2 protein-coding genes, 2 tRNA genes and 1 pseudogene are annotated in these 5,591 nt (G+C 38.7%); 2 read left to right on the plus strand and 3 right to left on the minus strand.

The window, feature by feature from the left end:
• A pseudogene (locus tag AC07WY_RS18735) lies at positions 1-263 on the plus strand (hypothetical protein); the annotation flags it as partial.
• Between the two features lie 236 nt (positions 264-499).
• Here the strand turns inward: AC07WY_RS18735 and AC07WY_RS18740 are convergent.
• Positions 500-1,270 (minus strand): TorF family putative porin, encoded by a 771-nt coding sequence (locus AC07WY_RS18740; RefSeq protein WP_494736908.1) that lies wholly within the window; start codon positions 1,268-1,270, stop codon positions 500-502.
• Between the two features lie 609 nt (positions 1,271-1,879).
• Here AC07WY_RS18740 and AC07WY_RS18745 point away from each other — a divergent pair.
• A complete protein-coding gene (locus AC07WY_RS18745) occupies positions 1,880-4,855 on the plus strand; it encodes a cytosine permease (protein ID WP_494736909.1) in 2,976 nt (991 codons plus the stop codon).
• Between the two features lie 425 nt (positions 4,856-5,280).
• Here the strand turns inward: AC07WY_RS18745 and AC07WY_RS18750 are convergent.
• Both AC07WY_RS18750 and AC07WY_RS18755 read right to left on the minus strand, forming a co-directional pair.
• Positions 5,281-5,353 (minus strand) — tRNA-Lys (locus AC07WY_RS18750).
• A 160-nt stretch (positions 5,354-5,513) separates the two neighbouring features.
• Positions 5,514-5,589 (minus strand) — tRNA-Lys (locus tag AC07WY_RS18755).
• Positions 5,590-5,591 lie beyond the last annotated feature (2 nt).

The raw sequence follows: 5,591 nt of genomic DNA on the forward strand, positions 1-5,591 counted from the left end.
TGGGGAAAATGACCTATGAAAATAGTGATATAAAACCGAACCGTGGTTATCAAAAAAATACTTGGGCCTATGATGAAGTAAATCATGAAATTGTGATTAATCGAATTGAAGGTATTCAGTTCTATTACAACGTAGATGAACAAAATGACTTAGTGATGGATATTGATAAAATAGTCAATGGCACTGAAGAAAATCGACTTTATTTTAGTCAACACCATACTGCACCAACAAAAGCTTATGTGTTAAAGAAATTTGATAATTAAAGAAATTAGTAGTTAAAAAATTGGTAGTTAAAAAATTGGTAGCTAGAAAATTGGTAGCTAGAAAAATTGATAATTAAACAATCTGGTGGGGCTTTAGGGTGTAACCCACCAGAATGACACATTTAAAATTTAAAGTTTTGAAATGAATGATCATCTCAGAAAGCATTTTTTAAATTGAACAAATCTTTAAAAACCAGATAGTAGTTAAACATTGTGTATCGTTTAAAAATGCAATATTAAAACGCTTTGGTTAAACTAAAAATTGCACCGTTTGCGACTGTACGTTTTTCACTTTTAGAGAGCTGATCGGTATGCAAATTGGTACCAACCGCAGATAACTCCGCAGTTAAACCTTCAAGTGTTTTAAATTGATAATTCACCCCAAGCTTCCAATCGACGTAATTGTCGGCATCAACATCAATCAATGCACCTTTATCTTGGATGATGGAATAACCAATACTTGACGTCAGACCAAAACCTGTTTCTGCCAATGGTACTGAATAGCCTAGGGTGAAGTTCCATGCATCACCTGCAAATCCAATATAGTCATCACTATAATTAATATTGGTGAGGAGGCTATCTTTACCCAAAAAGATATCATTAAAGGTTAAACGTGCAGAAAACTCATGCCATGCCCAATCCGACCAACCTGGATAGCTAAATCGGTTATAGCTTAAATCTAGTGTTGGCTTAACTTTTTCAGACCAATTTAATGCCGTGTTATAGCCAATATATGAGGTAAACTCAAAATGTGGTGATGTTGAACCACCAAAGTCCGTATTGGCAGCAAAGATTCCGCCGTATAAACCAGAATCATGTGACAGTACAAAGGTCCCTTGTACCGCAGGATCATTACGAGATTGGGATAGACCACGGAAACGGTAGTCCGTTGTCAGTGCAGCAGAACCACTTAAGCTAAGACCTGATGAATGTCCTGTTTCTGAGGCCATAGCAGAATGAGTTGCTATTGTTGTTAGCATTACCGATAAAATTACTAGTTTAATCATATTGATTTCCTTTTCGTAAAAAATTTGGATTATTCCAAAATCCTTTTTTATGTCGATCAACGACGCATTTTTGTTTTTGTTATCTTAAGTAGTGATGTTATAAAGAGATAATAGAATATTCAGAACACATGCCTCAAAAAATCTGAATCGCTTGGGTATAACGATGACTTTTATCCAATTGAGTTAAATTTTTTAATGATTATTTATGTAATTATTTTTTAATAAAAAATTCTTTTGAACGATAAATTACTTTTTTAACCCTAGATCAATGATTTGCTTTTCACCCATCGTTTTTATTCAATTCAAGTGGTACTCAAGCTGGTGTATAGGTCGATATTGAACATCGATCAAATACAGGCCTGAGATAATTTTTCCTTTAATTTGTTCGTGATTATTTTGGCTTCAATATTTTCAACATATTAGATGGTGTTGATTTGAAAGTTTAAGGTGATTTCGCAAATGATTTTGATCTCTTTGCGATGGAGTAACTGCAATATTCAGTCCTTTTTAGTCTTACTTTAAAAAAACTAAAGGCTTGATACTGAATATAAAAATTTAAGCCAATTCTCAGATTGGTTATAACTTTTTTATTTATGGGATGGATTCCTTATGTCTATAACATCTATGGAAAGTAGTACGATTCAGGCAATCCCTGAAAATCAACGTCATGGTAACGCACGCGATCTATTTACGATCTGGTTTGGCTCAAACATTATGTTATTGACCATGTTTACCGGTTCATTGGCTGTTACAGTTTTTAATTTGAGTTTCTTTTCTGCCTTAATGGCATTGGTTTTGGGAAATCTTGTTGGTGCGATTTTTGTCGCACTGCATTCTGCGCAAGGTCCACAACTTGCAGTACCGCAAATGATTCAAACTCGCGGGCAATTTGGTTTCTATGGGGCTTTACTTGTTGTTGGTGTCGTCGTGATTATGTACTTGGGCTTTTATGCATCCAATCTGGTGGTTGGTGGCGAAGCACTACATACGATTTATCAGCCGATTTCGAAGGTACAAGGCATCACAATTATTGCGATAGGGAGTCTGATTGCAGTCATTTTTGGTTATAAACTCATTCATAAATACACGCAAATCCTTGCGGTACTTTCAGGTTTAATGCTGCTTGCTGCTTTTATTCGTGTATTTAGTTCGCAATACTTCCCCCAAGATTTCTTTCAGCTGGGAACGTTTTCAAGCATTGGCTTTATGGGAACCTTATCCATTGCCGCATTATGGCAGTTGGCTTATGCCCCGTATGTATCAGATTATTCCCGCTATTTGCCTAAAGCAACTGGGGCAAAAACTGCATTTTGGGCAAGCTATTGGGGCTGTTCACTCGGCTCACTGATTTCAATGATCTTGGGCTTAACCGTTGCCCGTGCCTATAGTGGTGACTTTATTCAAGGCTTAATTCATTTAACCGGTTCAGGTCTATTCAGTACCGCTTTGATTATCGTCTTTTCTCTTGGGATTGCTGCCACAAACTCGATGAATTTGTACTGTGGTACTTTATCGAGCATCACTATTCTACAAACGATTTTTCACCGGTGGTCACCGCGAGTGCTTGCCAGAACCATAGTGGCATTAAGCTTATTTAGTGTGGCGATGTTCTTATCTGTTTCAAGTTCGGAAAGCTTTGTCGAGAGTTATGTCAATTTTATTCTTTTGCTCATGTGTGTACTGATTCCATGGACAGCCATCAACCTCATCGATTATTACTTTATCCATCATACTGAATATGATGTGCCATCCTTCTTTAAACCTGATGGTGGGATTTATGGTTACTTCAATTGGCCTGCATTAATCTGTTATGTGATTGGGATTTTGATTCAGATTCCATTTTTATCTACGCCGCTGTATGTTGGTCCGCTTGCCAAATTACTGGGCGAGGTGGATATCTCATGGGCAGTTGGTTTACTGGTGGTTAGCCCATTGTATTATGTTGTGGCGATGTTATATAAACGCACATTACCTGAAATAGACAATCAACAATTACAGCAACATAGTTATGATTATGTCATTGTTGGCGCGGGTTCGGCGGGGAGTGTGATAGCCAATCGACTAAGTGAAAACCCAAATACTCGTGTCTGCTTGATTGAAGCAGGCGCTGCTGATAATTCGCCACGTATTCAGATTCCAGCAGGAACGATCACGTTATATAAGAGTAAAAAATACAGCTGGAATTTCTTTTCTACCCCTCAGAAACGTTTGAATAATCGTCAAATTCATGCCCCACGGGGCAAAATGCTCGGCGGTTCAAGTTCAATGAATAGTATGATTTATATTCGCGGAAATGCCTCTGATTATGACAATTGGGAAGCGAAAGGTTGTGCTGGATGGGGCTGGAAAGAGGTTTTACCCTTCTTTAAACGTTCTGAAAAAAATGTCATTCAGCAAGACTTGGCTTTTCATGGTGTTGAGGGCGAGTTGTTTGTTGATCATCCGAAAGATCCGAACCCATTATCTAAACTCTTTATCCAAGCTGCGGCTTTACTCAATCTAAAAGAGAATCAAGATTTTAATGCTGCATCAAGCGAAGGTGTAGGGATATATGATGTGACTCAACGTGATGGTCAGCGTCTATCCAGCTTTAAAGCATTCGTTCAGCCGATATTGACACGCTCAAACCTTACGGTGGTGACCGAATGCGAGGTTGAGCGTATTCATCATAGTGATGGTCAAGTGCACTCGATTCATGTGCAACGACAAGGACAAAATTTTGATATCAGGATCAATAAAGAGTTAATCCTTTCAGCTGGTGCTTTTGTTTCGCCGTTATTATTGATGAAATCTGGTATTGGTCCCAAATCTGAGTTGGAACAGGCCGGTATTGAATGCAAGGTTGATTTACCTGGGGTTGGTAAAAACTTGCAAGAGCATATTGATGGTTTGGTGACTGTTAGAACAAATAGCTCAAAAACACTGGGTTTTTCTGTTGGGGCTTTGGCATCTATACTGCCCGCACCATTCCAGTATGCACTCAAAAGAAAAGGCTGGTTGACCACCAACTATGTAGAAGCAGGGGGTTTTGCAAAAACACCACTGGCAACAGATTTACCGGATGTGCAATTTCACTTTGTTCCGGGGTATCGGAGTCATCGTGGTCGTCTGTTTGAATGGGGGCATGGCTATGCAATCCACACCTGTGTTTTAAGACCAAAGAGCATTGGTGAAATACGTGTGAATGCCCAAAAGCAGATCGAGATTGATTATAACTTCCTTGAAAAAGAACAAGATATGCACGTGCTGATCGAAGGCATTAAACTGGCACAGCGTATTTTAAAACAAGATGTATTTAAGGCGTTCAATGGTCAAGAAATCTTACCCGGACCTGATGTTAAAACTGATGCAGATTATCAAGCTTATGTTCGTGAATATGCTGCAACCGTATTTCATCCTGTGGGAACATGTAAGATGGGGATTGATGCAATGAGTGTGGTCAATCCAAAGCTTAAAGTCGTTGGTTTTAATAATCTGCGTATCGCTGATGCATCCATTATGCCTGATCTTGTTTCAGGCAATACCAATGCGCCATGTATTATGATTGGTGAACGTGCCGCAGATTTTATCCTTCAACAGCAATAACCCACTGGGTAAATTTCCGTGGATTGTTTTAATTGAGTAGTCATACACATAATTAAACCGTGCGCAATCTTGGTTATTGGGCACGGTTTTATATTGTTTGGGAGGGGGAATGTTATGACTCGTCAAGCAGGGGAGTATTATCTTGCTAGCGATGATTTGATATTTGCTCGTTCAATAAGAAGAATAAAAGCTTTTTTAGCTATTCGGTTTGGTCGTGTCATCTGATTGTGATTGTGATTGTGATTGTGATTGTTGGCTTGGTTGTTTTAAGCTAAAACCGTTGACTAAGATCTCAGTCGATATTTGAGTATTGATTCTTCGTCATCATTGAAGGATAAAACAATCCGTTTGATTAGAATGTGCAGTTATCAGAAAAATAATTCAACTGAGCTTATTTAAAGGGGGTAAATGACTTAAAAATCTGATGGGTTGTGTGGGGTTCGAACCCACGACCAATAGATTAAGAGTCTACTGCTCTACCAACTGAGCTAACAACCCTGAACTTGTTTAAAACATGATTAAACCAGAACAAAAGATGAAGCAAAATTTCGAGAATGGCGAAGCATCTAATAAAGATGTTTGGTCTTGGTCGGAACGTTTGCAGGTTTCGTTTCTATTGTAGTACTTTAACTGTACAGAAAGAAGCCCTAAGAAAGAATGGTGGGTCGTCCGCGATTCGAACGCGGGACCAACGGATTAAAAGTCCGCTGCTCTACCAGCTGAGCTAACGACCCCG

It is taken from the genome of Acinetobacter sp. GW821-FHT01C12 (assembly GCF_059422625.1).

Excerpts from the sequence above, each read along its gene's own strand:
- AC07WY_RS18740 (WP_494736908.1), bottom strand. The coding sequence starts at position 1,270 with ATGATTAAACTAGTAATTTTATCGGTAATGCTAACAACAATAGCAACT.
- AC07WY_RS18745 (WP_494736909.1), top strand. The coding sequence starts at position 1,880 with ATGTCTATAACATCTATGGAAAGTAGTACGATTCAGGCAATCCCTGAA.